This window comes from Sphingobacterium endophyticum (genome assembly GCF_009733535.1).
GTDB classification, from domain to species: Bacteria; Bacteroidota; Bacteroidia; order Sphingobacteriales; family Sphingobacteriaceae; genus Sphingobacterium; species Sphingobacterium endophyticum.
Map to the genome: position 1 here is coordinate 222,958 of NZ_SMMI01000003.1, position 24,779 is coordinate 247,736.

At 36.0% G+C, this 24,779-nt stretch carries 14 protein-coding genes; 10 read left to right on the plus strand and 4 right to left on the minus strand.

What is annotated here, in order from left to right:
- Positions 1-37 precede the first annotated feature (37 nt).
- The 4 genes from E0Y80_RS03970 to E0Y80_RS03985 are packed head-to-tail and all read right to left on the minus strand — an operon-like array spanning position 38 to position 4,531.
- Positions 38-505 (minus strand): hypothetical protein, encoded by a 468-nt coding sequence (locus E0Y80_RS03970; RefSeq protein ID WP_156306110.1) that lies wholly within the window; start codon positions 503-505, stop codon positions 38-40.
- A 24-nt stretch (positions 506-529) separates the two neighbouring features.
- A complete protein-coding gene (locus E0Y80_RS03975; RefSeq protein WP_156306111.1) occupies positions 530-1,849 on the minus strand; it encodes a sensor histidine kinase in 1,320 nt (439 codons plus the stop codon).
- 3 nt (positions 1,850-1,852) lie between these two features.
- Positions 1,853-3,208, minus strand: coding sequence for a sigma-54-dependent transcriptional regulator (locus E0Y80_RS03980; RefSeq protein ID WP_156306112.1), 1,356 nt, complete (start codon positions 3,206-3,208; stop codon positions 1,853-1,855).
- A 15-nt stretch (positions 3,209-3,223) separates the two neighbouring features.
- Positions 3,224-4,531, minus strand: coding sequence for a TolC family protein (locus E0Y80_RS03985; RefSeq protein WP_156306113.1), 1,308 nt, complete (start codon positions 4,529-4,531; stop codon positions 3,224-3,226).
- A 285-nt stretch (positions 4,532-4,816) separates the two neighbouring features.
- Here E0Y80_RS03985 and E0Y80_RS03990 point away from each other — a divergent pair, with 285 nt between their 5' ends.
- The 10 genes from E0Y80_RS03990 to E0Y80_RS04035 all read left to right on the plus strand — a co-directional run bounded on the left by E0Y80_RS03990 (position 4,817) and on the right by E0Y80_RS04035 (position 24,721).
- The gene (locus E0Y80_RS03990) at positions 4,817-6,070 is read left to right on the plus strand and encodes an efflux RND transporter periplasmic adaptor subunit (protein ID WP_156306114.1); all 1,254 of its coding nucleotides are present in this window, start codon (positions 4,817-4,819) and stop codon (positions 6,068-6,070) included.
- Between the two features lie 66 nt (positions 6,071-6,136).
- Positions 6,137-8,524 (plus strand): ABC transporter permease, encoded by a 2,388-nt coding sequence (locus E0Y80_RS03995; protein WP_197091481.1) that lies wholly within the window; start codon positions 6,137-6,139, stop codon positions 8,522-8,524.
- A 51-nt stretch (positions 8,525-8,575) separates the two neighbouring features.
- Positions 8,576-9,259: an ABC transporter ATP-binding protein gene (locus tag E0Y80_RS04000; RefSeq protein WP_156306116.1), complete on the plus strand. Its 684-nt coding sequence runs from the start codon at positions 8,576-8,578 to the stop codon at positions 9,257-9,259.
- A gap of 259 nt (positions 9,260-9,518) precedes the next feature.
- Complete coding sequence (locus tag E0Y80_RS04005) at positions 9,519-9,806, plus strand: hypothetical protein (RefSeq protein ID WP_156306117.1); 288 nt, start codon at positions 9,519-9,521, stop codon at positions 9,804-9,806.
- Entirely contained in the window at positions 9,799-12,159 is a 2,361-nt protein-coding gene (locus E0Y80_RS04010; protein WP_156306118.1) for an ABC transporter permease, read from the plus strand. The genes E0Y80_RS04005 and E0Y80_RS04010 overlap by 8 nt, the downstream gene beginning before the upstream one ends.
- A gap of 383 nt (positions 12,160-12,542) precedes the next feature.
- Positions 12,543-14,918, plus strand: a complete 2,376-nt coding sequence (locus tag E0Y80_RS04015; protein WP_156306119.1) for an ABC transporter permease — start codon at positions 12,543-12,545, stop codon at positions 14,916-14,918.
- Positions 14,919-14,989: 71 nt separating this feature from the next.
- Positions 14,990-17,401 (plus strand): ABC transporter permease, encoded by a 2,412-nt coding sequence (locus E0Y80_RS04020; protein ID WP_156306120.1) that lies wholly within the window; start codon positions 14,990-14,992, stop codon positions 17,399-17,401.
- A gap of 55 nt (positions 17,402-17,456) precedes the next feature.
- Entirely contained in the window at positions 17,457-19,853 is a 2,397-nt protein-coding gene (locus E0Y80_RS04025; RefSeq protein WP_156306121.1) for an ABC transporter permease, read from the plus strand.
- Between the two features lie 22 nt (positions 19,854-19,875).
- Positions 19,876-22,323, plus strand: coding sequence for an ABC transporter permease (locus E0Y80_RS04030; protein WP_156306122.1), 2,448 nt, complete (start codon positions 19,876-19,878; stop codon positions 22,321-22,323).
- A gap of 10 nt (positions 22,324-22,333) precedes the next feature.
- Positions 22,334-24,721 carry an ABC transporter permease gene (locus E0Y80_RS04035; RefSeq protein WP_156306123.1) on the plus strand — a complete coding sequence of 796 codons (2,388 nt, stop codon included), beginning with the start codon at positions 22,334-22,336 and terminating at the stop codon, positions 24,719-24,721.
- Positions 24,722-24,779 lie beyond the last annotated feature (58 nt).

A 24,779-nucleotide genomic window follows, 5' to 3' on the forward strand; every position in this document is an offset into this window, starting at 1 on the left:
TCAGCCACTCTTATGTCTTTTGTCTTTTGTCTAACGTCTATCTCGTCCTCAACAAAAAATCCTCTTTTCTTTGCCCATCTCTTTTCAGCACAATTCCGAAATGAAAGAGATTTATTGAAACTATGACTCTTTCGTCAGCGATAAGGTTTTTCCAAAGCCTATTCTGTGCTCTTTGATATGGTTCATGGACTATCAATATTTTACCCTGTTCCACTAAATTCAATAATTCAGGGAAATTTTGTTCCGGTCCTTCAATCCAATAGGCCTTAGCTATCGAATCCTTTAAATCGGTATTCAATCTTGGAACTTCCCAATAACTCAAAATTTTGTTTAATAGATTCCAATATTTTGGGCCAAATCCTTTTGGATAATCAACATGATACTGACTCTTAAAAACCGGATTATAAATCACTTTTTCAGCCAATGAATAAACAAAAGGTGAATGCGTACCATGACGGCTATTGGAAATAAAAAAATGATAGATATAGGACAGTAAGTACCGCATAAGAGCACAAAAATACGAATAGTATTAGAATTGTAGGGTAAAGGTACTTCCAGCCCCTTCTTTGCTGTCTACAGAAATATTACCTCCGTGCATCAACATGATTTGCTTGCTTAAAGTCAATCCTACCCCAGTCCCTGTTTTTTTCGTCGTAAAGAATGGTGTAAAAATCTGTTCCTGAATTTCTAGCGACATGCCAACACCATTATCCTGAATCTTTAACTGAATATAATCTCTCATTTCGATCGCAGATAGACTGATATATGGTTCCTCCACCTCCTTAACCGCTTCAATTGCATTTAAAAGCAAGTTGATAATAACCTGCTCTAATAAATTAACGTCCGCTCGCAAAATGAGTCGGGTGTTTTTGATGATAATATCCACATCAATATTTTTCTGAAGCAAGGTAGGTTCTAACAATTGATAGATATTTTCGAACAATTGAATAACCAGGATTTCTGAAAATTGAGGTTGATCAACCTTATTGATCAATCGATAACTTTTAGCGAATTGCAACAAGCCCTCACTCCTACGCTTAATTGTAAAAATGCCAACCTTAAGATCTTCAATATCTTGTTTGCCTTCCCAATGTTCCAATCTTTCGTGCAGGGTCTCCGCTAAGGAGCTGATTGGACCAATGGAGTTCATGATTTCATGCGTCAATACGCGCAATAACTTATGCCATGCCCTAGTTTCGGTTTCATCAATCGCCTCATTGATATTCTGATAGACAATGATTCTAAAGGATCCATCTTGCGTATCAAATCCCGAACTCTGCATCAGCAACTTAATCTTTCCCTTGCTCGAGTGGGCGGTCTCCATTTGATGTTTTCCGACCTGAAGCTGAATTGTTTTTTCATAAAGCTCCGGATGTCGCTTCTTCATGCCCGACATATTGCCCAAATGGGGAACTTGGAACAGATCCTTGAACGCTTCATTTAGCCAAATTACCTTCCCTGACTCTGCATGATAAAATATAATCGCCGTATCCAGCATATTGATCACCTTGTTCAAATATTGGTGCTGCAACGCTTGATCGATACTGATGTCCTTATAAACTTCATTGATTTGATTGAAGGCCGAATACAGTTGGCCCTCCACAGATTTTGGCCGTTTAACAACGAACCTGCGTGTAAAGTCCCGATATTTTACCGCTTCTGAAAACTCCACCAATTGCTTAAGCAGAAAACGATGTTTGGAAAACATTTGATAGGCAAAGATTATCAGAAAGAAAAATGCCAATCCAGAATACAGATAAAAGCCCTTAAATCCCAAATATGCAATGCCGACAGCAAGCGCCATGAGCAATAACATCTTGAAAAAATCTGTTACAGCCAGCTTGATCATGCTTTAAAGGTTATATTTTTCCAACCTTCTATATAATGCTGCACGCGTGAGCCCCAATTCCTTGGCCGCCTTACTGATGTTGCCATTATAACGCTCTATCGCAGATTTTATAGCCTTGCGTTCCATATCCTCCAAATTATGGGAGGAAAAATCGCTAACGATTGGCTTCTCAATCTGCTGCTGTTCTATCGGTGAAAACAGAATATCTTCAGCACGTATACTTTGCTGGTCAGACATAATGACTGCACGCTCTATACTATATTGCAGTTCCCGAACATTGCCCGGGAAATGATAGCCCCTCAATTTATTTAATGCATCTGATTCAAAACCAGCTATATTTTTATGATATTTTGCACAATAAAATTTTAAGAAATGATTGGCAAGCAATGGTACATCTTCCCCTCTTTCACGTAGTGGTGGAACTTGAATCTCTAAGGTATTGATACGGTAAATTAAATCCTTTCGAAACCTGTTTTCATCAGCCAGTACTTTCAAGGGAACATTCGTGGCGGAGATCAATCGGATGTCTACAGAAATAGGCTGGCTGGAACCTAATGGAACAACCGCCCTATTTTGTAATACACTCAATAGCTTCGCTTGCTGCTGCAAACTTATATTTCCTATTTCATCCAAAAATAAAGTTCCCCCATCAGCATGCTCAAACCTACCCTTCCTATCCTCTCGAGCATCCGTAAAGGCCCCTTTTTTATATCCAAATAGCTCACTTTCAAATAAGGTTTCTGTCAATGATCCAACATCGACTTTAACAAAAGACTCCTTGGAACGTAATGAACGCTGATGAATCGCATTCGCAATCAGATCTTTACCCGTACCATTTTCGCCCAATATTAAAATATTTGCCTCCGTAGGAGCAACCTTATCAAGCTTATACTGTAAATCTTCCATAATGGCAGAATTACCTATAATCCCATGTTGATCCCTCGAACCTACAAATGATTTGTCCTTTTGGTTCGGCCTTGTTTCTTCGTAAATCCCAGTTAGGGTATTTAAAAGCTGTTCATTTTGCCATGGCTTGACTATAAAATCTGAAGCTCCTTGCTTCAATGATTTTACAGCTAGATCAACAGCTCCATATGCCGTGATCATTACTACATTAACCTTCGGAAATTGCGACTTGATCTTCGACAACCAATACAACCCTTCATTTCCCGTATTGATAGCACTCTTATAGTTCATATCCAACATGACAATATCAACCGGATTCTTTTCCAAGATATTAATCAGCCTTTCAGGATTATGCTCAACTAAAACTTCCTTTACATTTGGCCTTAATAATATTCGCGTGGCGGTTAATAAATCTTGATCGTCATCAACAACTAAAATGGTCGCTTTCTTCATTGTTAGCTAAGTTAACTATAAATCTAAAGAACCTGCGTAATAATCATTCACATATTTTTGCATCAACCATTCATATTGCCTGATGATCAACTGGCTACGTGTAGCATCCAATTTGTTTTTTGCTATCAAATAAATTACTGAGTTACTGTTGCCCGCTTCAAAATGTACTTTCGCAATCCTAAAAGATTCGGCATAACTTACCTCCTGATCCCGAAGGTTTACTACATTTTTTTGAGTAATATTTAAGTCGAAAACCGCTTGTGCTGTTTTCATCCGAAGGTCATTCCTCATGATATCTTTCGTCAGATTCGCATCATTCAATGAAACTTCAGCCAATCTTACCTGTGTTCTATTCTTAAATTGATTGAATATCGGAATAGAAAGATTAATTCCGACACCCTTACTCAAGTTATTCTTAATCTGGTTGAATACCGCCCCCCCTTCTTTACTGTAATTGGAACTCATCCCACCAGAGAGCGATAGGCTTGGCCAATAATTCGACTTTGCAACTTTGATCCCTTCTTCCATTTCCTTAATTCTCCAATCCAATGCCTTAAATTGTGGCATGGCATTTAAAGATTGTTGAAATAATTCCTCCGAACTCTGAATGCTTATCTCAGCTGGAATATCAATAGGTTTAAGTTCCCCCAAATTCTGAACATCGATATTCATAAATCCCGCTAATTGTACACGTGCATTGTTGAGAGTTTGCTTAGTTAACTCTACAGCGTTAAGTTCACTTCTATATTGACCTTTGATATCATATAAATCACCTGGCTTGGTGGCTCCCTCTCTACCCAAAATCTCTTGCCTATGTAACTCCTCCTTCGTAACTGCCAATTGACCTTCCGTTTGAACCAGCATATCTTTTGCCGTCAAAACTTTCACATAGGCCTCAATTACATCCAGTTTCAAATCATTAACAAAACCTTCATACTCCAATTTTCCAGCATCCAATGCGTTGGATTTCATACGAATATTATGAAGAATATAAAATCCATTAAAAATCGGAACATTTAAGTTCAGGGATTGACTCCCTGAACTATTGTTATCATCTATATATTGATTGGTTGTCGGATTAATGGTCCTACCTTGGGATATACTATGCCCAATATTCGCATTCAATGAAGGTAGGCGATCGAATTTTGCTTGCTTATAAGCTAAATCTGAACGATCGACAACCAGTTCATTTCTTTTTAATGTAGGATTATTCTGTATAGCTTGTTGAACGCAATCGGTTAAGGACAGGAAGCCATCCTGTCCTTTTACCGTGCTAATTAAACAACAAACAAATATGATTACAAATAGGTAATTATTTTTCATTTAAAACTTATTTCCATTTGCATTTCATAGGCTGTGCCAAATAATTAATAATTTGAATTTCAACTGATTAACATTTTATCGTTATTAAACCTGTTCGAAGCCGAACAGGCAAGTGTTCATAAGCGAACACTGAAATATAATATCCTCATTGTTCAGCATCGCACATATACTGTTCGCTTTCGAACAGTTTAAAACTCAGTTTTTATAATAAATAGCTGATTTTCATAACATTAAAAATTTGGCACAACCTTATCTATGCTTTTATCAAAATTGATTAATAATTACATGGACAGACCGATTAAACAAAAGACGTGGAATACAAAAAGGATCCTTACAGTTGCCGGAATTGCTGGCATTGTTGCCCTGATTGGTGCTAGTTATTATTATACGAGCGGAAATAGCAAACTGAACGTAGATGCAGAACGTATTTCAATCTTCGAAGTTAAGGAAGATACCTTCCAAGAATTTATTCCAATTAATGGATCGGTAATGCCCATTAGTAGTATTTACTTAGATGCATCTGTTGGAGGAAGGGTCGAAGAAAAGTATGTGGAGGATGGCGCTCATCTTCATAAAGGTGACCCAATTATGCGTCTTTCCAATACCGATATGGAATTGAATTTAGTACAAAATGAAACTCAGGTCCTGAACCTATTAACACAGGCACAGATTGCACAAACAAACGCTCAGCAAGCATCCATCTCCAATAAAAATCAAATGGCAGAAGTTGAATCTGCATTTCGTGAAGCTGAACGTGTTTATAATCTTAATAAAAAACTTTTGGCCGAAAAAGCAATCGGTACTCAAGAATATGAAAAATCTCTTAATGATTATAAGTATCAAAAAGAACGTATTGGATTAACGGAACAAATCCTAAAACAAGATGAGGTTTCAAATACACAGAAATTAAGTCAGGACCGCAAAACTTACCAACGGACTCAGGAAGCCTTGGAATTAATGCGTAAAAAGGTCGGCGATTTAATCCTTCGTGCACCGGTTGACGGTCAATTGACCTCATTCGATGCTGAGGTAGGTCAAAATAAAAACCCAGGCGAAAGATTGGGCCAAATAGACGTGTTGACTGGATTTAAGGTCCGCGCTGATATTGACGAACACTATATCAACAGAATCTTCCCAGATCTTAAAGGCCAATTTACAATAGGAAGCAAATCCTATGAACTGAAAATCAAAAAGGTCTATACCCAAGTAAAAGACGGTAGATTTCAAGTAGATATGGAATTTGTTGGCGAAGTACCACAAGGAATTCGTCGTGGTCAAACTTTAACAATCCGCTTGGCATTGAGTGATGAAACCAAAGCTATATTACTTGCTAAAGGGGGATTCTATCAACAAACTGCTGGTAATTGGATCTTTAAGCTAGACAAAGATGGTAATACAGCTTATAGAACCGATATTCAATTAGGAAGGCAAAATCCTGAATATTATGAAGTGCTCAACGGATTGAAACCTGGAGACAAAGTCGTGGTTTCAAGTTATGAAACCTATGACAAGATTCAGGAATTGAGTATTAAAAAATAGAATTAAATTCTTTAACCCTTATCTGAAACAATGAAGATAAGGGCTATCTCTATTAAAATAACCATTATGATAAAGAATTTTATTAAATCAGCTCTTAGAAATCTTTGGAAAACGAAAGGCTATAGTTTTCTGAATATTTTCGGCTTGGCGTTGGGGATCGCTGTAACAGCCTTAATTTTTCTTTGGGTTGAGGATGAGGTTTCATGGAATAACAACTTTGTAAACAAGAAAGATATTTATATTACCAAGTCTAAACAGACCTATGATGGTAACATCAATGTTTTTGAATCTACTCCTGGCCCATTTGCAAAGGAACTCCAACGAGAATTTCCCGAAGTAATTCATGCAGGTAGATTAAATTGGGGAAGTTCCAATCTGTTTACCGTCGATGAGAAACAGATCTATCAATTCGGTTATTATGCTGATCCTCAAATCCTATCCATTTTAGCCCCAGAATTCTTAGATGGTGACGCTAAATCTGCATTAAATGAACCTAGCAAAATTGTTCTGAGTGAAAGTGGTGCCATCAAGCTATTTGGGACAACCCAAGCTGTTGGTAAGACAGTCAAGTTTGATAATAATGAAGTTTTTACCGTTTCGGGAGTTACTAAAGATTTTCCAAAAAATTCCAGTTTTAGGTATGATTGGCTTATAGACTTCAAGAAATTAGAATCAGCAAATGCAAATTTCGGATACGACAATTGGGGCAATAACAGTGTAATAACTTTAGTGCAATTAGACCCTACAGCTGACCTCAGCGCAGTAAACAATAAATTAAAATATTATATTGAAGATAAACAAGGTGCTAAAGAACATGTAGATGAAAATTTCCTATATCCTATGGAACGTTGGAAAATGTACAATGTCTTTAAGCAGGGAATCGAGCAAGATGGAAAAATCAAAAGCGTGAGGTTATTTACCTCTATTGCCTGGCTGGTTCTCCTCATCGCTTGTATCAATTTCATGAATCTTTCAACAGCAAGGTCAGAAAAGAGAGCTAAAGAAGTGAGCATGCGTAAGATTGTTGGCGCAAAGAAAAAATCATTGATCTTCCAATTTTTAGGCGAATCTATTGTTTTTGCATTTCTTGCCGGTCTATTAGCCATTGGCTTGGTAAAGCTCGGTCTCCCATCCTTCAATAGTTTCGTATATAAAGAATTAACAATTGGCATTGACAAATGGTCTCACATAGGATTTATTACTGCCATTATATTTGTATGCGGAATTGTTTCTGGTAGTTATCCAGCATTTTTCCTTTCCTCCTTTGACCCATTAACTACATTAAAAGGAGGAGCCAGAAAGATTGGATCTAGTGGAATAATTAGAAAAGCATTGGTCATTATCCAATTCACTGCAGCAATTATTTTGATGATCTGTACATCTGTTATTTATCTTCAGGTCCAACATGCAAAGAATAGAGATCTAGGATTCGACCGCAGCCAAGTTATTATGACCAATATACAAGGCGATATGTCGAAGCATATCGACGTGATCAAAGAAGAACTAAAAGCAACAGGAAAAATCGATGCTGTAGGATTAAGCATTTCTAGTATTTTAAATGTCGGTTCAAATACCTCTGGATTTAAATGGGATGGTAAGGATCCGAAATCATCCATATTAATTGGATATACTTTTGTCGACCCAGACTTCATCGATGCATTGAGCATTAAATTAAAGGACGGAAGAAACTTTAGACCAAATTTCCTTGGAGATAGCTCCTCGGTTTTAATCAATGAAAGTTTTGCGAAATTAATCCAACCTGATGGATTGGTTGCAGGAAAACCCATTGAAATGAATGAATTACCATTCACCATTGCAGGTGTTGTCGACAACTATATCTACAATAATATTTATGGCTCTCCCGAACCTCTTATGTTAGCTCCCCTAGATGTTGGTTATAAATATGGCTATACGGGCGGGGTCATGAATATTAAGACTAAAGCTGGGGTTGATATCCCAGAGCTGATAAAACAAATAGAAGGTATTGTAAAAAAATATAATCCTGAATTTCCATTTGACTATAAATTCTTGGATGAAGCATTCAACAATTTCTTTAGTACAGAAATTATGCTTCAGAAACTAGCAAGCTTATTCGCAATACTAGCAATTATTATATCTTGCTTAGGATTATTAGGCCTAGCAGCCTTTTCAGCAGAACAGAGAGCAAGAGAAGTTAGTATCCGCAAGGTTTTGGGAGCCTCGGTGGGCAGATTGGTTGGTATGCTGAATCTAGAATTCATTATTTTAGTTGGAATATCCTGTTTGATCGCATTCCCTATTGCCTGGTATTTTATGAACGAATGGTTAAATGGTTACAGCTATCATATGAACATGCCTTGGATAATCTTTATTATGATTGCCGCATTGGCTTTAATCATCGCTCTATTTACGATCAGTACCCAAGCACTACGTGCAGCAACTAGTAATCCAACGAAAACTTTGAGAAACGAATAACATATACCTATTATAAAACTAAATTAATCCATTAAAAAACAAAGAAACACCATGATAAAAATCACCAATCTACAGAAATTCTACCGTACCGAAGAGGTAGAAACCGTTGCCTTAAATGACGTGAATATCCACGTTAAGGAAGGCGAATTTGTTGCAGTAATGGGTCCTTCCGGATGTGGCAAATCAACACTGCTAAATATCATCGGCCTATTGGATGATTTGGATGAAGGTAGTTATCTTTTTAACAATATTGAAGTAGCTCACTTTAAAGAAAACAAACGCTCAGACCTTCGTAAACACAATATTGGATTTGTATTCCAAAGCTTTAATTTGATCGATGAACTGACCGTCTTTGAAAATGTGGAACTACCCTTGGTATATACAAATGTACCAGCTGCTGAACGTAAAAGACGTGTAGAAGAAGTATTGGAAAAAGTCCAAATTATGCACCGTCGAAATCACTTTCCGCAGCAACTTTCAGGTGGTCAGCAACAGCGTGTTGCCGTAGCCAGAGCAGTTGTCAACAATCCCAAACTTATCCTTGCCGATGAGCCTACAGGTAACTTAGACTCCAGCAATGGTAATGAAGTGATGCAGTTGCTTACAGAACTCAATGAAGCCGGTACAACAATCGTTATGGTAACCCACTCAGAACACGATGCTAAATTCTCTGATAGAGTCATTAGAATGCTAGATGGACAGGTAATCTTGGAAACTTCTACTGCGGTGTTGTAAATAGTAGTTAGTAGTTAGATAACTGAATGGTGTGAAATTTCGTAAACGTTAGATTATAATAATAATTTTTCCATAATGCAGAGTCCGGGATAATTCCTGGACTTTTTTATGTTGTAGCCTTTGTTCGCAAGCGAACAGAAATTGTTCGAAATCGAACATGTTTATTTTAAAAATTTTATCTATACAATTGATTTTAAACACTTTACACTCTTGGCAAATTTTTGGTTTGGATAAAGTAACTATATTAATTATTTCAGCCATGAATAAGAATTATTTTAAAATATATATCGGAAAATTCATCAAAGGTGAAGATTCAGATTCCATTAAAAATGTGAAGTATGCATTGCTAATGGGTACTATTTTGTTGATCCTGCTGTTAGTCAATCTACAGTATGGCTTTAATAAAAATTACCCTAAAACTGGGATCTGGTATGCAGAAGGAACCCATGAGGTTGTTTATCCTAAGGTATCAACAGAAATCATTAAAGTAAAGACTGAGAGCTCTCAAGAAGTATATATTTCTAACCACAGGAATTGCCATGCTTAAAAATTATTTTAAAATCGCATTTCGAAATCTAAAGAAAAATAAAGGTTTTACTGCGATTAATATCGTCGGATTGGCAATTGGAATGGCAGCTGCTATGTTAATTATGTTATGGGTGAATTATCAATTGACCTTTAACAAAACTTTTCCGAAAAACGACCAGCTATATGTTGTAGGATCCAAAGAATTTTCGGACGGAGAAATTGCAGTTTGGTTCTCAACTGCTAAGCCATTAGCTCCAGCACTTAAAAATGAAGTACCGGAAATTAAAAATATATCCAGATTATCCGGGAGCAAAGGTTTGCTACTTGATATTGGCGAAAAGAAAGTTCCATCCAAAGTTGGGGCATTTGTAGACTCCGCCTTTTTAAATATGTTCGAATTACCGATTTCTGCAGGAAAAAGAAACTCCGCATTAACAGATCCCAATCAGATTGTAGTTTCTGAGGACCTTGCCATTAGGCTTTTTGGAAATACTAATGTATTAGGTAGAACGGTTAGGATAGATAGCACCAATGTATTGACTATTAGTGGAGTTCTAGAAAAGGATTTAGGAAACAATATTTTTCAAGGCTATGATTATTTCCTGCCGTGGACATTATTCGAAAAATTAGGCTACTCAGATAATCAGTGGGGAAATAGCTCGGTTGATTTATATGTTGAATTAGAGAAGAACACAGCATTAGATAAAATTCAAAAACAAATACTTGATATTTCAACAAGAAATTCAAAAGTAGAGACCCAAACCTTTCTGAAACCCTTCGGAGACTTATACCTATACAATAAATATGAGAACGGTGCATTGGCAGGTGGAAGAATAGAGATGGTTAAAACATTCTTGCTTATAGCGGGACTTATTCTTTTGATCGCATGCATCAACTTTATGAATTTAAGCACCGCGCAGAGTGAAAAAAGAGCGAAGGAAGTAGGTATTCGTAAAGTTGTTGGCGCTCAAAAAAAATCCTTAGTCCTGCAATTTCTTTCAGAATCCTTCTTATTGGCATCGATATCAGGAATCCTTGCCTTACTCATCGTTTCTCTTCTTGTGCCAAGCTTTAATAATCTGGTGGGAATAAAATTAAGTCTGCCTTGGAAAGACCTCAATTTTTGGGGATTAATCTTAGGTTTTATAATGTTGACCGGATTTTTAGCGGGTATTTATCCTGCATTTTTCCTTTCATCTTTTAATCCAATAAAAGTATTAAAAGGTAAATTCCGTCAGGTTCAGAATAAGGTTAATCCAAGAAAGATTCTTGTTGTTATACAATTTAGTACTGCAATTATTCTTATTGTAAGTACCATCGTCATTCAAAAACAGATCAAACATGCTCAAAGTCGTGATTTTGGATTTGAAAAAGAAAATCTCATCTATGTCAATGAAGTTGGGGATATCAGTAAAAACTCAAGATTGATCAAACAGGAATTGCTAGACCAAAATATTGCCCAATCTGTAAGTCGGTTTATGTCTCCTCTTACTGAGCGTTGGAGTGGATGGAATGGATTTACTTGGGAAGGTAAAGACCCCAATGCCGTCATTCAGTTTAATCGACAAACTGGCGACGATAAAGTCGTTGAAACAGCAGGTTTCGAATTAATTGCCGGAAGGGATTTTGATTTAAGTAAATTCCCTACCGATTCTTCAGCCGCTATTATCAATGAAACTGCAGCTAAAGTGATGAATTTTAAGGATCCTATAGGTCAATATTTCGACGACTCTGGTCAAAAGTTTCAAATTATTGGAGTAATTAAAGACTTTATTCAAGAATCACCTTTTGATCCAGTCAAACCATTGGTTTTTGAAGGGGCTAGTCGCTGGATGAATAATATGCACATCCGATTTAACCAAACCTTAAATACTGAAGAAGCTCTTAGAAAAGCAGAAGCAATCTTTAAGAAATATAATCCAGACTATCCATTTGACTATAAATTTGTTGATGAAGCCTATGCTAAAAAATTCTCTGAGACACAAAAAACTGGACGTTTGGCAACTCTATTTGCTGGATTAACCATTTTTATATCTTGCTTAGGCTTATTTGGTCTAGCTGCTTTTATGGCTGAAAGCAGAACAAAAGAAATTGGTATCCGAAAAGTTCTAGGTGCTTCCGTACTCAAAGTAACAGGAATGCTTTCCAAAGAGTTTATTGTCCTTATCGTATGTTCTTGCTTACTGGCATTTCCAATCGCTTATTGGGCTATGAATAAATTCTTATCTGAATATTCCTATCGGATATCGATTGACTGGACAATATTTGCTTTAGCCGGTATTGGTGCAATTTTAGTGACCTTATTGACCGTCAGCTATCAGTCTATTAAAGCTGCATTGGCAAATCCGGTGGATAGCTTAAGGGATGAGTGATGACCAAGAGAATTGTAATTAATGCCGATCCCATAAAAAATAGTATTAAGAAATTAACCCCTATTTTGATTATTCTTAGAATGTGAGAAACCGAATACCACAGATATTTAAAGCCGTTTATAGATTTAGTTTCAACAGAATATTATGGATCAAATGGGGGTCTTTTTATCAAGAGGCTATCTAATATTATTTAAGAGTCAATAATCTATATAAGTTTTGTTCGCAAACGGACAATAAACCGTCCGATATCGAACAATAAAATTTTGAAATTTTATCATAATATCCTGTATATAAACATTTTAAAACATTGGCAAACCAATTGAATCCTTCATTTAAATGGTTATTATTAATGTCTATTGATTTATTAAATCTGCCATATTCAAATGATAACAAATTATATTAAAATAGCTTTCCGGAATCTTAAGAAGAATAAGGGATTTACAGCAATCAACATTATTGGGTTGGCAATTGGAATGGCCGGGGCCCTGATGATAATGCTTTGGTTACAGAATATGTTGACTATGGATCGTTATCATGATAAAAGCGATCGATTATATGTCATCAGCAATCGGGATAATTATCAAGGTTCGATGTACGCATGGACTTATACCTCAAAGATTATGGGCCAGGAAATGGGAAAAACATTTCCAGATATTGAATCATATTCGAGGTACTCAAATCAGAACAATTTCCTAACAACATACGAAGACAAAAATTTGAAAACAAATTTTGCATTTGTTGATTCAGGATTCTTTAATATGTTCTCATTTCAATTGGTAGCAGGAAATAAAGAAAAATTGCTGACAGACCCTAGGTCAATTGTCCTTACTGAAAAAAAAGCAAAAGATTTATTTGGAACCGAAAACCCCATAGGTAAAATAATCAGGATAGATTCGGTTGATCAGTTACAGGTACAAGCTGTAATAAAAGATCTTCCTGTAAATTCAAGTTTTGATTTTGAAGGTCTATTATCTTGGGAATATGCTAAAACAATTAATTTCTATGATGAAAATTGGACCAATAATTCGGTCGAGACCTATATTCTATTAAAACCAAATGTTGCTCTTTCAGATTTCAACTCTAAAATAAAAACCTTTACACGTGACAATATATCTGTCGATAAAAATTTAATAAAGAACTTAGAAATATTCGCTTTTCCTTATAAAGATCACTTTTTATACAATAACGGAACAGGTGGAGAGTATAAATCCGGCCGTATTGATTTGGTAAAACTATTCGCTTGGATTGGCGGGTTTATTCTCCTGGTTGCCTGTATTAATTTTATGAATTTAAGTACTGCCAAATCTGAGCGTAGGGCAAAAGAAGTCGGTGTAAGGAAGGTTATTGGTGCTAATAAACAGAGCTTAATCTTTCAGTTTCTCACTGAAAGTGTCCTCATTAGTTTCTTTGCCGTCGTTTTGACCGTAATTATAATGGTTATTACCTTGCCATATTTCAATGAATTGGTTTCTAAAAACCTTTCCTTATCCTTTCTTTCATTGAACTCCTGGTTGTTTCTATTTGGATTCGCATTATGTACTGGTATTCTGGCAGGTGCATATCCTGCATTTTTCCTTTCCGCATTCAAACCTATTCAAACGCTCAAAGGAAAATTTAAAGGCAGCACTAAAGGCATGAGTATGCGATCAATATTAGTCGTAATACAATTTTCTTTAGCTATAATTTTAATAATTGCTACAATTATAGTCTCCAAACAGATTAATCACACGAAAGATCGCGATCGAGGATATCAAGAAAACGGACTGGTTTATACTGAAATGGAGGGAGATATTTTTAAAAATTACAACAGTATTCGGCAAGATTTATTAGCAAGCAATGCAGTTGTATCAGTTTCCAAAAATATGTCACCTATAACCGATCGTTATAGTTCAGGATGGGGATTTACATCTAATGCATCCCTTGAAGAAGACAAAAGAATAAACTACAATCGATTCAGCACAGATGCAGATGCCGTTAAAAACTTAGGCTTAACCTTAGTTGCAGGTAGAGATATTGATATCTATAAATTTCCGACAGATAGTTCAGCAATTATTTTGAATGAAGCCGCAGTAAAATCATTAAAACTTAAAGAGCCTATAGGAAGTATTATTTCCGGAGATGGAGAGAAATGGACCGTCGTTGGTGTAATCAAAGATTTTATCATGGGATCGCCATATGGGAAAAATGAATCTACTGTAATCCTAGGCCCAAATGCTTGGTTTAATGTAATTCATTATCGATTAAACTCCGCTAGAAGTACGAAGGACAATCTAAAAACAATTGAAGGTATTTTTAAGAAGTACAATTCTGAATACCCTTTCTCCTACCATTTCATTGATCAGGTGTTTGAAAACAAATTTAAGGAAACTAAGGCAGTTGGAACGATTTCCCTATTATTTGCCGGACTGACCATCTTTATTTCTTGCTTAGGGTTATTAGCATTAATTGCTTATATGGCTGAAACTAGAATGAAAGAAATTGCAGTACGCAAAGTTCTAGGTGCATCTGTTCCTCAAATCACTTCTCTCCTATCATTCGACTTTATCAAGTTGGTGTTTATTTCTATTCTGATTGCTTCGCCTATAGCTTGGTGGGCTATGACTAATTGGCTTAAAGACTTTGAATATAGAATTCAGATCGAATGGTATTATTTTGTATTTGCTGGTCTAGCCGCCATATTCATTTCATTGGCTACCATAAGCTACCAATCGATCAAAGCAGCATTGACAAATCCAGTAAATAGCTTGAGGGATGAATAAGGTAAATAAATGCTAGGAAATTTAATCAATGAAGATAGATACTAGAATAATAATTCCATAAAGGTTAAATCATGATAAGAAACCATTTCAAAACAGCCTGGAGATTTTTAAGGAAAAATATTTTGATTTCCTCTATTAGCGTAGTAAGTCTTGCTATTGGAATTTGCGCTACTTTAATCATCTTTCTAATGCTTCGATATGAGTATAGTTTCGACAAGCATCTTCCTCATGGAGACAGAGTTTATAGAGTTGTTAGTAATGGAGGATTTAAAGGAAGTGCTATCTTGGTGCCTTTAATTCGTGAAATGGAAAGCGACCTTACCGGAATAGAGACCTTAGTACCTGATTTAGAGTTGGGAAAGACAAAACTTAAGTCTTTTCAGAATGATAAGGAAGAACCACAGTTGTTTAATGATCAGGAAGGATTGACTTTTAGTAATGAGAACTATTTTAAGATTTTCCCTACTGAAACTTTAGCTGGTCATATAAATTCTTTAAAGGAACCTAATCAAATTGTTCTTACTAAAAGTAGATCGGCCTTATATTTTCCGAAATTGGATCCTGCAGATGTTATTGGTAAAATAATTCTTTATGGAGATAGTATACATCTACAAGTTGGAGCTGTTGTTGCAGATTTCAAGGAAAATTCAGATTTCAAGTATGATGGCATTATTTCATATATAACCATTCCTCAGTACAAGTCACTCAAGGATCAAAAAAATTGGGATCAATGGACTTCTTATAATGGAGGCAACCAATGCCTGTTGCTTTTGAAAAAGGGAACCAATACAAATGCTATTGAAAAGACAATTGCTGGAATTCTAAGTAAAAATAAAAAAAAGGAAGATGGAGCCTGGGAGGATAAATTTGAACTACAACCCCTAAAAGATGTTCATTTCAATAGTACTTATAATTATAATGCAGTAAAATCGTCCACACTTAGGAATTTAATATTATTAGCAATTTTCCTATTACTGTTAGGAGCTATTAATTTCATTAATCTTTCTACGGCACAGTCATCTGAACGAGCAAAAGAAATTGGAATTCGTAAAACATTAGGCGGAAAAAAATCAAGTTTGGTAAGACAGTTTCTTTTGGAAACCTTCCTGGTTGCAGGATTTGCAACTCTGTTATCCATACTATTATTGCCTATACTTGTCCATGCTTTTGAAGGATTTCTCCCAAAAGGTTTTACGGTAAATTCTATCCCAATTCTAGAACTCATTGGCTATCTGACTATTCAACTGATTGTCATCACGTGTATTGCAGGTTTTTATCCCGCATGGGTACTAACCGGATACTCTCCGGTTATGGCCCTCAAGAATCAGGCAACTAAAAACAGCAACCTGAGCCGTAGTGCATGGATTAGAAAGGGTCTAACGATTTTTCAATTCGTTTTGGCACAAGGTTTCTTAATTGCTGTTTTGGTCGTTAGTAAGCAAATACATTATGCCGTAAATATGGATATGGGCTTTAATAAGGATGCTGTAATAACCATCTACATTCCTGAATTTGATAAAAAAGCCGTAGGGAAAACTTTTAGAGATGAGCTTCTCAAAATTCCAGAAGTAAAGGCTGCAAGTTTTGGAAATCAGTCGCCAGCGTTTAATGGCTGGATGACTTCATCAATGCAATATGACCAAGCAAAAACTGAAGACAAATCTGTGACCTTTGATGCAAGGAATGGGGATGAATATTTCTTAGATGTATATGGTATTCCTCTCGTTGCAGGAAGAAATGCAAGAATTTTAGATACGCTCTCTGAAAGCATGATCAACGAAAGAATGCTCGGCACATTGGGGTTGAAGAGTCCTGAAGATGCCATCGGTACGACACTTAACAATGGCCAAATTACCATTGTTGGTGTCATGAAAAATTTTAATGTTTCATCTGCACATGAACCCGTGAAGCCAACCATGTATTGGACAAGGAAAGACGGTTATATTGTACATGTGGCTTTAGATAAAAATCATCCTGAATCTTGGAAAAATGGCATTTCAAAAATCGAAAAACAGTTCAAGAATTTTTATCCTGAGGATACCTTCAACTATAAATTCATCGATGAAATGATCGCCGGATTTTATAAAAATGAGCAAAATCTCAGCAAATTACTGACATGGGCGGTATGGCTTTCGATCAGTATAGCCTCATTGGGATTATTTGGACTTGCTGTATTTATCACGAACCAAAGGATCAAAGAAATTGGAATCAGAAAGGTTCTGGGCGCTACGATAAGTCAAATCGTGTTTTTATTGCTAAAGAACCTGTTGCTACTCGTGTTAATTGCCTCATTGATTGCCTTTCCTATTGCTTGGTACTTTATGAATGAATGGCTCAATGATTTTGAATATAAAACAGAATTATCCTTCTGGATATTTATTCTTGCCGGTATTGGGCTGACAGCTGTTGCTACCCTCGTATTAACGTCGAGAACTTATTTTGCAGCAAAAGCAAATCCTGTCGATAGCTTGAGGGATGAATAAGGCTTGCTTATGATAAACATTTGACGAATAAAAACAAATAAAAAATTTTAAGATCATGCTAAAAACAGCTTGGAGATCCATAATAAAGACAAAGTCCTTGAGTATAATTCACATATTAGGACTCGCGATAGCAATTGCTGCCTCAACCGTTCTTTTCCTCACAGCGATGTTTGAGCTTTCGTTTGACAATTTTCACAAAGATGGGGATCGGATTGCATTGCTCTACAAACGATCACAACCTGAAGTTGGGAAAAGAGAAGACTCTTCCATGCCTGTTCCTTTAGGACCACAACTCAAGAAAGATATCCCAAGTATTGAAAGCTTTAGTAGGGTTCGCAATAGCACCGTTTTACTAAAGAATGCTGATAAAGAGTTTGAGGCTACGAATAGGTTTGTTGATGCTGATTTCTTAAATATTTTCGACTTTCCATTTGTATCAGGAAATAAAAACGCCCTATCTGAACTCAATAATCTTGTTATTACAGAATCAATGGCCAATAAATTATTTGGATCTACTGATGTCGTGGGAAAGCAAATTGAGGTCAATAATAATGGTGCGTGGCAAGCTGCCACAATAAGTGCTGTCCTAGAAAAAATACCATCCAACTCAAGTTTTGAATTTTCGTCCCTGATGAGATTTGAAAATAAACCCGGGTATCAGCAACAATTAAACCTTTGGGATAATCAAGATCATCAAGTTTTTGTAAAAGTCAAAGGACAGTCTATAAATGATGAGGCATTCAGTAAAGAATCTAAATCATTTACCGCCCAATTTTTCAAAGAAAATATTGATCGTTTAAAACGTGATGGAGGTAAACCGGATAACAATGGGGATTATTTTAGCTTACATTTATTGCCTCTCTCCAAATTACATTTAAACGACTTTAGCTTTGGCGAAACCATTTCAGCAGATTTCCCTTGGATTCTCTTATTAATCTCAGGATTAATATTGTTTACCGCATCATCAAATTTCATAAATCTTTCACTGGCAAATTCAATCAGTAGAAATCGTGAAATTGGTACACGAAAGACATTAGGAGGTACTACTTGGGACATTGTCAAACAACTATGTCTTGAATCGATTATTTTATGCGTCCTGGCTCTACTCCTTGGTTTGGCAATCGCTTATTTTATTCTTCCAGAATATAATGCAAATATGAATTATCAACTGAAAATTACGGATCTATTCAATGGCAAGAACATCCTTATTTTCACTATTATTCTTATTGTCCTTACCTTAATTTCTGGCGCACTCCCTGCAATTAAAGCAGCAAGGACAAATATTATACAATCCCTTAAAGGGTCTTCTAAAATTAAGACCTCGAATTTGAGAAATTCTTTAACCGTCCTCCAGTTTATCATTGCAACATTATTAATAATTGCCACCATCGTTATAAGTAGCCAACTATATTATATTTCTAATAAACCTCTCGGATTCGATAAATCTGAAGTCATCAGCATTCCAATTGGTAATGGAATCAATAAAGAAGATGCCTTAAAACGAATGCGAGTTGAATTAGCACAGCAACCTAATGTTAAATCTGTAAGTGGTTCTGATTTCAATATTGGAAGAGGTAAAGATGGAAATGTTATGCGAAGTATTTTTGGATTCGAACACAATAATAAAGAGGTTAAAACCAATTACATGCGGGTAGATTATGATTATCTAAAAACGCTAGGAATTTCTTTATTAGATGGTAGAGATTTTGATCGATCGTTTGGTACAGACTCTAATACAGTTATAGTCAACAAACAAATGGCTTCTTTATTAGGTGCCACCGATAAAATAGTGGGGCAAAAAATTGAAATTAATGGTTCGAGTACGGTGATTGGAATTATGGATGACTTTAATTTTCAAGACTTAAAATCTCAAGTAGAGCCGTTAACAATTTCAGTCAATCCAAATGTATTTGATGTAGAATATATTTTTGTCCGTGTAGAGACCAATCAATTAGGTGAAACCTTGAACAAGGTTAATAACATTTGGAAGAAAGTCAATCCAAAGGCCAAGATTGACCCCTCATATTTGGATGAAAACACCCAAAACCTCTATCAATCTGAACGTATTTTTTCAAGAATTGTCATAAGTGGAACCACGATAGCTATTATTATATCCTGTTTAGGACTTTTTGCTCTAGCCTTACTGACGATTAATACCAGAGTAAAGGAAATTGGTATCCGTAAAGTTTTAGGATCTTCAGTCAGCAGTATTATTTTGTTACTTTCTAAGGATTTTATAAAACTAGTATTTATCGCCTTTATCATTGCCTCTCCTTTAGCTTGGTGGGCAATGAATAAGTGGTTACAAACTTATGCCTACAGAATTGAAATTCAATGGTGGATGTTTGTATTAGCCGCCGTTATTTCAGTTGTTATCGCGTGGTCAACCATTGCTTGGCAAGCTTTCAGAGCAGCTAATGCAAATCCAGTAGATAGCCTGAGAGATGAATAGCAATCAAAGAAAATAAGTTATTATGTTAAAGAATAACATCAAAATCGCTTGGCGAAACTTAAAGAATCAGGGGTTCTTTTCGATCATAAAGATTGGAGGCTTTGCAATAAGTATGGCAATCTGTCTTCTTATTGTTTTATATATCAAGCATGAACTTAGTTACGATAAGTTTTATAAGGATTCCAATCAGGTATTTCGTATCGTGGGCATGGTTACCAGGGACAACATTGTTCAGAAAGGGGTATCGATGCCGGCACCGGCAGGACCAGTTCTCAAAGAGGAATTCCCTGAAATCGTTGAGTCAGGAAGAGTGCTTTCTAACCCACTGTTCGGCGCAGGAAGCAATCAGGTGGCGACTACTGAAAATCCAGAACTATTTTCTGAAGAAGGTTTTTGCTTTGTGGATCAATCCATGTTTGATATTTTCCAATTAAATACAGTTTACGGCACATTAAAGCATGCTTTGGACAATCCAAGAACCATTGTTATTACAAAAAGTAAGGCCGAGAAATTATTTCATTCTGATCCCATTGGAAAGTCTATTTACCTGAACAATGACAAATCAAATTATTATACCATAACTGCCGTTATTGAAGATTTACCTTCTAATTCTAATTTTTATGGTTTTGATTTCTTTATGACCTTAAGTGGGCATGAACCCTACCCAGGTGAGAAGCAAAATTGGATGGCCTCCAATTATGCAACTTACTTTAAAGTTCGAGAAGGGACTGATATCAATCAATTGGAAGGAAAGATCAGCAAATCCTATATCGATGACCATTACCGACCTGCTGTAATTCAAGCAGGAATGGCAGTTAATGAGGAGATATGGAAATCAGCACGTATGACCTTACAGCCATTGAAAGATATCCACCTCCATTCTAAAGGTGTCCAAGAAAATAAAATCGAAACCCAAAATCGAGGGGATATTCAGATGGTCTATATCTTTGGAGGTATAGCAGCATTTATTTTATTTATTGCAATTATTAATTTCATCAATTTATCCACTGCAAATGCAGCTTCACGAGCCAAAGAAGTTGGCGTAAGGAAAACCATCGGATCAGACAGAAAATCTTTAATCTATCAATTTATGACAGAGTCACTCCTGTTTTCTGTGATTTCCATGCTCTTAGCATTATTTATTGCCTACCTGCTTTTACCTTATTTCAATAATATCTCAGGAAAATCGCTAATATATCCTTGGAAAAGTTTAGCCTTTATCCCTGGCATTCTAGGGTTTGGAATGTTGATCGGATTGATTTCTGGAATTTACCCTGCCCTGTATCTTTCAGGATTTAAGCCAATTTCAGTTCTTAAAGGTAATCTCAACCTTAAGTCCAGCAACAATTGGTTCCGTAATGGATTAGTTATCTTTCAATTTGTCACTTCTATTATTTTAATCATTGGAACCTTGGTGATCAGCCAACAGGTACGATATATTTTACATAAGGACCTAGGATTCAATAAAGAACAGGTATTGGTTTTACGTGGAACAGGAACATTGGAGGGAAGGCAAAAAGCATTAAAAGAAGAATTAAAGGGAATTTCAACAGTTTCCTCGGTTTCCATTTCAGATTATTTACCGGTCATGATGGATGCGGTAAAAAGAAATGGTAATTCGTATTGGATCGATGGAAGGCAAAATGAAGACGTCGGTGTTGGCGGGCAAAATTGGATTGTAGATGAAGATTACATCAATACATTTGGGATAAAGTTAGAACAAGGCAGGAATTTCAATATGGAGATGCCAACAGACTCTGCTGCAGTCCTTGTTAACCAAAGTATGGTCAAAAAACTTGGCATCAAAAATCCAATAGGTACCAAAATTAGAAACTTTGCGACATTCACCATAATTGGTGTTGTAGAAGATTTCATTTTTGATAATATGAAAGGGGATGGAGTCAAGCCCTTGGCTTTGTTAATTGGTGGAAGTCCTAACATGATTTCCATTAAATTAAAAACAGAAAATTTAGAGAAGAGCATATCGGAAATTACGAAAGTATGGAATTCCTTTTCACCTAATCAAAAAATACAGTACAGTTTCTTGGATGAAGGCTTTGAAGCACTGTATGCGGATGTGCAACGGACAAAGACAATCGTATCGATCTTTGCTGGATTTGCAATTTTCATAGCAATCCTCGGGCTCTTTGGCCTCGCAGCGTTTGTGACCCAACAAAGAACAAAAGAAATTGGAATACGAAAAGTTTTGGGAGCCAGCCTTCCCGGGATTATTAAATTATTATCTACGGATTTTATCCGCCTTGTAATAATCGCAATTCTTATTGCCTCTCCTATAGGTTGGTGGGCTATGAATAAATGGCTACAGGACTTTAGTTATAGAACGAACATTTCTGCCTGGGTTTTTATTACCGCAGCCGGAATCAGCTTGTTGATCGCATTCGGAACGATATGTTATCATGCCCTAAAAATTGCCAAAATTAACCCTGTCCAAAGTCTGAAGGACGAATAAATTTTAATTTATGAATACACTAAAAATAGCATTTAGAAACATTAGGAAAAACAGGGGATTTGCTATCATTAATATTGCGAGTTTAGCATTAGGAATAACTTGTTTTTTGTTATTGTCAGCTTATGTTTACCATGAGCTTACTTATGACAGATTTCTATCGAATTCGGACCGCATTTCGATGGTGACATCTGGGGTGAAGGCTGCAGACGACGAAGATTATCAATATTGGTCTGTTACTCCTACAGCCTTAGCTCCTGAGTTTGAAAAGGAGTTTCCAGAAATTGAAAAAGCTGTTAGGATGTACAATTACAACGATGCTGCACTTGTTGAAAAAGGTTCAGAAACGATTAAGGAAAATGGATTAAAATATGTTGACTCAGACTTCTTAAAGGTATTGGATTACAAAATCTTGGAAGGAAATTCGAATTCACCACTCGCTAATCCTAGCGATATCGTTATTACTGAAAAATTAGCGAAGAAATATTTTCCAAACACCAATCCTATTGGAAAAACATTAGTTGTCGATAACACTCCTTGGAGGGTCTCTGCCATCATTGAGGATTTGCCAACATTTACGGAAATTAAATTTACTGCACTTCTTTCAAACAAAGGTCTTGAAAGGTATAAACAGACACAATGGGGTTCTGCAAATGATTTAACCTTTTTATTGTTAAAGAATAACATAGATACAAAGGCTTTTCAAAGCAAGGTTGACCGCTTCGCAAACGAAAAATTTAAAGAAGAAGCGAAAGCTGGATTTACTATTAAATTCAATATCGAACAGATTCAAGATATTCATTTACATTCAAAGGCTGCAGGATCTGGAAACATGACCTATATCTATATTTTTGCTTTTCTCGGATTTGCCTTATTGGTTATTTCTGCTGTGAATTTTACAAACTTATCTTTATCCCATGCTACTGAAAGAGCAAAAGAAATAGCTGTCCGAAAGGTATTGGGTGCTGCAAGAAAATTAGTTTTTAAACAATTTATTAGAGAAGGTGCCGTGATGGTTGGACTTGCATTGATTATTGGCTTAGTTTCAACATGGTTTTTATTGCCGATATTCAGCGCTTATATTGCTGTTCCCATAAAATTAAATATCTGGACAAATCCTATTTTTTATATTTCTATGTTAGGATTTTTTATAATCCTAAACTTCCTAGCCTCCGGATGGCCAGCCTGGGTTATTTCACATTTTAAGCCGATAAATGTTATTAAAGGTCAACTTAAATCAAATTATGCTAAATTCTCAGTTGCTAAAATTCTAATTACTTTTCAATATTGCATCTCGATTTTTTTGGTGATATGCACCTTATTTGCCTTTAGGCAGATGCAATTTATTCAGACTAAGGATACAGGTTTGAACCGTTCGCAGATCCTCGTGCTGGATGGTGATATCTGGAAAAATATAGAGCGAGAAACAATGAAAAACGAATTAATGAAACTCAGTAGCATCAAAAATGTATCTGCTTCTTATGATTCACCTGTCAATATACAAGGAGGATATTCGCTACAAACAGCCGAAGGAAAACAAGCAAATTTCAAAATGGATATAACGGCCATACCTATTGAAAGAGATTTCTTAAGCACCTTTGACATCCCCATAATTGCGGGAGAAAATTTGAATGAAACCGATATTATAAAAGCTAAAGATACCTCAGTCAATAGATCAGTTGCTATTATCATTAATAAATTAACTGTTGAAAAAATTGGTTGGACTCCTCAAGAAGCTATAGGTAAACAAGTTCATATCAATGGACGAAAAGGGCCTGTAAAAGCTGTCGTTGATAATTTTAACTTTGCCTCTTTGCGTGAAGAGGTCAGGCCAGTTGCTTTATTTCCTGAATATAATTATTTCGGTAATATTTTCGTGAAATTGGAGGCTAATGCCAATTCTAAACAAGCCATTCAAGAAATCGAATCTGTTGTCAAAAAACTCAAACCTAATGCTCCTTTTGAATACCATTTTTTGGATGAAGATTATGCAGATCTCTATAAACAGGAACAACAAACAACCAAAATCATGCAGTTATTCGCCTTGGTAACAGTAAGCATCGCCTGCATCGGATTATTTGCAATTTCCGCTTATGCTGCTCAGCAACGCGTTAAAGAAATAGGAATTCGAAAAGTCTTGGGAGCTTCGGTTGCTAAGTTAGTGGGATTATTGACCAATGACTTTATTAAACTAGTCCTGATTGCGTTTATTATCACAGTTCCACTTGGCTATTTAGCCATGGATAAATGGCTGGCGAACTTCGCTTACCACATTCATCTGGAATGGTGGATTTTTGTAATCGCCGGTTTAGTAACTCTTGTCATTTCTTTCTTAACAATAGCTGGACAAGCATTCAAAGCCGCAAGAGCCAATCCAATCTATAGTCTGAAAGATGAATAAAAATAAATTAACATAAAATTTAAGATCTAACTTTTCTCGGCTCTTTTGCCTTATGTCT

What these genes read in the sequence shown, in the direction of transcription:
- E0Y80_RS04035 (WP_156306123.1), top strand. Translation starts at nt 22,334, where the DNA reads ATGAATACACTAAAAATAGCATTTAGAAACATTAGGAAAAACAGGGGA.
- E0Y80_RS03970 (WP_156306110.1), bottom strand. Translation starts at nt 505, where the DNA reads ATGCGGTACTTACTGTCCTATATCTATCATTTTTTTATTTCCAATAGC.
- E0Y80_RS04000 (WP_156306116.1), top strand. Translation starts at nt 8,576, where the DNA reads ATGATAAAAATCACCAATCTACAGAAATTCTACCGTACCGAAGAGGTA.
- E0Y80_RS03995 (WP_197091481.1), top strand. Translation starts at nt 6,137, where the DNA reads ATGATAAAGAATTTTATTAAATCAGCTCTTAGAAATCTTTGGAAAACG.
- E0Y80_RS03990 (WP_156306114.1), top strand. Translation starts at nt 4,817, where the DNA reads ATGGACAGACCGATTAAACAAAAGACGTGGAATACAAAAAGGATCCTT.
- E0Y80_RS04010 (WP_156306118.1), top strand. Translation starts at nt 9,799, where the DNA reads ATGCTTAAAAATTATTTTAAAATCGCATTTCGAAATCTAAAGAAAAAT.
- E0Y80_RS04020 (WP_156306120.1), top strand. Translation starts at nt 14,990, where the DNA reads ATGATAAGAAACCATTTCAAAACAGCCTGGAGATTTTTAAGGAAAAAT.
- E0Y80_RS04005 (WP_156306117.1), top strand. Translation starts at nt 9,519, where the DNA reads ATGAATAAGAATTATTTTAAAATATATATCGGAAAATTCATCAAAGGT.
- E0Y80_RS03975 (WP_156306111.1), bottom strand. Translation starts at nt 1,849, where the DNA reads ATGATCAAGCTGGCTGTAACAGATTTTTTCAAGATGTTATTGCTCATG.
- E0Y80_RS04015 (WP_156306119.1), top strand. Translation starts at nt 12,543, where the DNA reads ATGATAACAAATTATATTAAAATAGCTTTCCGGAATCTTAAGAAGAAT.
- E0Y80_RS04030 (WP_156306122.1), top strand. Translation starts at nt 19,876, where the DNA reads ATGTTAAAGAATAACATCAAAATCGCTTGGCGAAACTTAAAGAATCAG.
- E0Y80_RS04025 (WP_156306121.1), top strand. Translation starts at nt 17,457, where the DNA reads ATGCTAAAAACAGCTTGGAGATCCATAATAAAGACAAAGTCCTTGAGT.
- E0Y80_RS03980 (WP_156306112.1), bottom strand. Translation starts at nt 3,208, where the DNA reads ATGAAGAAAGCGACCATTTTAGTTGTTGATGACGATCAAGATTTATTA.
- E0Y80_RS03985 (WP_156306113.1), bottom strand. Translation starts at nt 4,531, where the DNA reads ATGAAAAATAATTACCTATTTGTAATCATATTTGTTTGTTGTTTAATT.